General features: G+C 49.2%; 6 protein-coding genes. 4 read left to right on the top strand and 2 right to left on the bottom strand.

Annotated features, from left to right (window positions below; genetic code table 11):
- The coding region (locus ACKOVI_RS00070) for a class I tRNA ligase family protein (protein WP_509601578.1) at positions 1-1,507 on the top strand (1,507 nt) is incomplete at its 5' end.
- Here ACKOVI_RS00070 and ACKOVI_RS00065 read toward each other — a convergent pair.
- Positions 1,504-2,391: a proline iminopeptidase-family hydrolase gene (locus tag ACKOVI_RS00065; RefSeq protein WP_509601576.1), complete on the bottom strand. Its 888-nt coding sequence runs from the start codon at positions 2,389-2,391 to the stop codon at positions 1,504-1,506. The two genes, ACKOVI_RS00070 and ACKOVI_RS00065, sit on opposite strands and share 4 nt — an antisense overlap.
- An 80-nt stretch (positions 2,392-2,471) precedes the next feature.
- Between ACKOVI_RS00065 and ACKOVI_RS00060 the strand changes: the two genes are divergently transcribed.
- Together ACKOVI_RS00060 and ACKOVI_RS00055 are read left to right on the top strand one after the other, a co-directional pair.
- Positions 2,472-2,681 (top strand): hypothetical protein, encoded by a 210-nt coding sequence (locus ACKOVI_RS00060; RefSeq protein ID WP_509601574.1) that lies wholly within the window; start codon positions 2,472-2,474, stop codon positions 2,679-2,681.
- Positions 2,678-2,884, top strand: coding sequence for a hypothetical protein (locus ACKOVI_RS00055; RefSeq protein WP_509601572.1), 207 nt, complete (start codon positions 2,678-2,680; stop codon positions 2,882-2,884). Before ACKOVI_RS00060 ends, ACKOVI_RS00055 begins: the two co-directional genes overlap by 4 nt.
- Before the next feature lie 3 nt (positions 2,885-2,887).
- Here the strand turns inward: ACKOVI_RS00055 and ACKOVI_RS00050 are convergent, their stop codons facing one another.
- Complete coding sequence (locus ACKOVI_RS00050) at positions 2,888-3,064, bottom strand: DUF6767 domain-containing protein (protein ID WP_509601570.1); 177 nt, start codon at positions 3,062-3,064, stop codon at positions 2,888-2,890.
- 126 nt (positions 3,065-3,190) lie between these two features.
- Here ACKOVI_RS00050 and ACKOVI_RS00045 point away from each other — a divergent pair, with 126 nt between their 5' ends.
- On the top strand, positions 3,191-3,790 hold the full coding sequence (locus tag ACKOVI_RS00045; protein WP_509601568.1) for a helix-hairpin-helix domain-containing protein: 600 nt from the start codon (positions 3,191-3,193) through the stop codon (positions 3,788-3,790).
- Positions 3,791-3,869: the final 79 nt, after the last annotated feature.

Genomic DNA, 3,869 nt, shown 5'->3' with positions numbered 1-3,869 from the left:
GGTAAACGGTGCGAAGCTTCCAATCTGGGCATCTGATTACGTTCTTGCAGATTACGGAACCGGCGCGATCATGGCTGTTCCAGCACACGATCAGCGCGACCTTGATTTCGCTAAGGCGATGAAGCTTCCTGTACAAGTAGTTGTTCAGAGTGATGATGAAGATCCAGCGGTCACATTTGTTGCAACAACCGGTGATGGGGTATTGATTAACTCAGGTTCGCTGAATGGCCTTAATAAAGCTGAAGCGATTGCGAAAATTACTGCAGAGCTTGAGGCGAAAAACCTTGGAAAAGCAGCGCGCAACTATCGTTTGCGCGATTGGCTTGTATCGCGCCAGCGCTTCTGGGGTACACCAATTCCTATCGTGCATTGCGATAAGTGTGGTGAAGTACCAGTTCCTGCGGATCAGCTTCCGCTCACGCTCCCTTCCGCAAAGGACATCGATCTCAAGCCAAAGGGTCAGTCACCACTTGCAGCGGCATCAGATTGGGTCAATACAACATGCCCTCAGTGTGGAGCAGCTGCACTTCGTGACTCAGACACAATGGATACATTCGTCGACTCTTCTTGGTACTTCCTTCGCTATCCATCATCAACAAATGACAATGAGCCTTTCTCTCGTGCAGATGTTGATACATGGTTGCCAGTGGATCAATATGTCGGCGGCGTAACTCACGCAATCTTGCACCTTCTCTATTCACGATTCTTCACCAAGGTTCTCAATGACATGGGAATGCTTGGATTCAACGAACCATTTACACGCCTTCTCAATCAGGGAATGGTGTTGATGGATGGCTCTGCCATGTCTAAGTCCCGAGGAAACCTTGTTCGACTTTCAGATGAGCTTGAAAACCATGGCGTCGATGCGATTCGTCTATCGATGGTCTTTGCCGGTCCTCCAGAAGATGATGTCGACTGGGCAGATGTTTCTCCATCTGGTTCTGTTAAATTCTTAAGCCGCGCATGGCGCTTGTCAGGCGATGTGACTTCAGCACCAGGGGTTGATTTCTCAACCGGCGACCTCACTCTTCGCAAGGCAACACATAAGGCGCTTCACGATGCAGCATTTGCAGTTGAATCATTCCGATTTAACGTTGCAATCGCTCGAGTGATGGAGCTCGTGAATGCAACACGTAAGGCAGTAGATTCAGGATGCGGGGCGGCAGATCCTGCAGTGCGCGAAGCGGTTGAAGCGATTGCAATTATGTTGTCACTCGTTGCTCCCTTTACTGCCGAAGAGATGTGGGAGCGCCTTGGCCACAAGCCAGCGATTGCTACTGCAGGTTGGCCAGAAGTTGACCCAGCTCTTCTCGTTGCCGATGAAGTCGAAGCTGTTATTCAAATCAACGGCAAAATCAAGGGACGCATCAACGTCTCACCAGCTATTTCCGATGCCGATCTTGAAGCGGCAGCTCTTGCACATGCAGATATTGTTAAAGAACTTAGCGGCGCTGCACCAAAGAAGGTTATTGCTCGAGCTCCAAAGCTCGTCAACATCGTTCTTTAAGCAAGCTCCTTTTCGAGAAATGCGTTGAGAAGGCGCTGATACTTGGCGGCTTCTTCAACGTAAGTCATGTGCGCTGACTCTTCAAAGAGCTCCCAGGTCGAACCGGAGATACCGTTCAAGTAGCTTTCATTAGTAGCAGCAGTTGACTCATCGAAACGTCCAGAAAATATCTGGGTAGGAACTTCAATTGCGCTCAGTCGATCGGTCACTACATGGTGCTTAAGATTTCCAGTGCACGAAAGTTCGGAGTGGCCCCACATTGCGCTATAGACGGTCTGATCCTTACCAGACTCTTCGATTGCGGTAAGAATTTCTGCTGGTGCTGGGATTCGGCAGAGATGGCGACGATAGAACTCAGCGATAGCCACTGCGTACTCAGGGCTATCGACAGTGCCGGCATCTTCGTGTCGTATTAAAGGTTCTGAAAATTCTGCTGGCATCTCCAAGGCAAGACGTCGCGCCTCAATCTCCCAGGTATCGGTATCACCTAATGCGCTTGAGAGCACGAGCGCTTTCAGCCCGCCTGGTCGAGTAATTGCGATTTCGGCAGCAAGTAGTCCGCCCCAAGAGTGACCTAGTAACGCAAAGCCACCAGAAATTCCGAGGTGGTCTACGAGTAACCCGAATTCCTTCTTAAAGAGTTCAATGCTCCAAAATTCCTTTGGCTTATCTTGCAGATGGGTTGAGCCACCACAGCCAATTTGATCGTAGGTAATCGCTGGTCGACCCGTTGCTGCAACATAGCGGGCGATTACTTTCATAGAGTGTGAAGTAAAACCGGGTCCGCCATGCGCGAGAATCAGCGGAGTTTTTGCGGGCGTTAAATCTCCAAAGATTTCATAGGCAGTCTCGCCATGTTCCCACTTCATCGCACCTGTAGTCATGGCCAGAAAATAACAGTATTTCATCCACAAGTGAATGATTGGTTTCGTTTTCACTCAGCAAAATCGCCTTTACTCGCAACATGAAGCGGAGGGATCTGATGCGTGCAATCGATCGCCGAGCGCTAATGATGGAGATTAAAGTTACTTTGCGTGAAGGAAGTAACCACACAATCGTCATCGTCGGTCAATGTCACACACAAATTCCTCGACACAGAGAAATCGCAAATGGAACTGTTGCATCAATCATGAAAGACTTAGAGCCAGAGTTTGGAAAGAGGTGGTTGCGATGACTCAGATCGTCCGCATCACGGTAGCCCCTGAAGACAGTTTTTACCTAATACATTTCCCGGATTACCCAGAATTATTTACTCAAGCAACACACCCTCGTGAAATAGAGAAAATGGCACGAGACCTCTATGGCCTTGTCTATGAAGTCCCAATTGAGGATATTGAAATAAAAATTACTGCTGAAGCGACCCAGTTTTCACTTTAAGGTTTAGCTTTTAGCGGCCAACCGCTTTGCATCGAGAGAAGTGCGAAGTTGTGGATCATCCATGACGAGAGCGACTACTGGACAATCTTGCGGTCCGTTATAGGCATCGGCATTACAGAGATTGCATGGTTGGCCAGGTTGTAGCGGGCATTTTGCGCGAAACGAAACATTCTTCGCCATTCCGGGAAAATTCGTCAGACTCGCCATCACATCAACCTCCTGCGACGAGTCTTCTCCTCCTCATTACTATCCACAACTTCAATTTCAGTCTCGTGCATCACAATCATTGAGGCCTTAAATCGGCACATGGAAAATATTAGAAATTGGTGGAGCGATCTCCACTACACAACAGCTCAAAAGCGCTCACTTCTCATCGTGGCCGGACTTGTCCTTGCCACATCCTCATTCTTTATCTTTCGAACATCTACTCCCAGCGAGGCAATCACACCACCGGCTCTCTCTGTAGATGTTGCCGCAGTCGATATCACTGTCGATGTTCAAGGCGCTGTCGCACACCCTGGCGTCTATCAATTAAGTATCGGTGCACGTGTGGTTGATGCGATTAAGGCGGCCGGGGGAGTCACTAAGGCCGGAGATCCATCGGATCTCAATCAAGCGCGCATCATCGCCGATGGTGAACAAATTTATATCTATGCAAAGTCAGGAACTACGACAAATAAGAAGGCTCCAGTAAAGATAAAGCCCAAGAGTTCATCACTGGTCATGATCAATCGTGCCAGCGCAAAAGAGTTTGAAGCCCTCGATGGAATCGGCCCCGTGCTGGCAACGCGCATCGTGAGCTATCGCAAAGCAAATGGTCCATTTGCAACCATAGAAGATCTCTTGAAAGTTCCCGGAATAGGCGAAGGCACGTTATCCAAATTCAAGAGCAAGCTCCGCATTTAACCGATAGCCGTGCACTTGCCTTGGGCGCTGCAACCTGGGCGGGTGCACTGGCACAGAGCTGGATGTATCCAGGTGTACT

This window comes from Candidatus Planktophila sp., from assembly GCF_046070465.1.
GTDB lineage: Bacteria > Actinomycetota > Actinomycetes > Nanopelagicales > Nanopelagicaceae > Planktophila.
The sequence above is the reverse complement of the archived record's forward strand: the minus strand, read 5'-3'. Positions and strand labels throughout refer to the sequence as shown.

Coding starts and splice junctions, on each gene's coding strand:
- ACKOVI_RS00065 (WP_509601576.1), bottom strand. CDS start 2,391: ATGACTACAGGTGCGATGAAGTGGGAACATGGCGAGACTGCCTATGAA.
- ACKOVI_RS00060 (WP_509601574.1), top strand. CDS start 2,472: ATGAAGCGGAGGGATCTGATGCGTGCAATCGATCGCCGAGCGCTAATG.
- ACKOVI_RS00055 (WP_509601572.1), top strand. CDS start 2,678: ATGACTCAGATCGTCCGCATCACGGTAGCCCCTGAAGACAGTTTTTAC.
- ACKOVI_RS00050 (WP_509601570.1), bottom strand. CDS start 3,064: ATGGCGAAGAATGTTTCGTTTCGCGCAAAATGCCCGCTACAACCTGGC.
- ACKOVI_RS00045 (WP_509601568.1), top strand. CDS start 3,191: ATGGAAAATATTAGAAATTGGTGGAGCGATCTCCACTACACAACAGCT.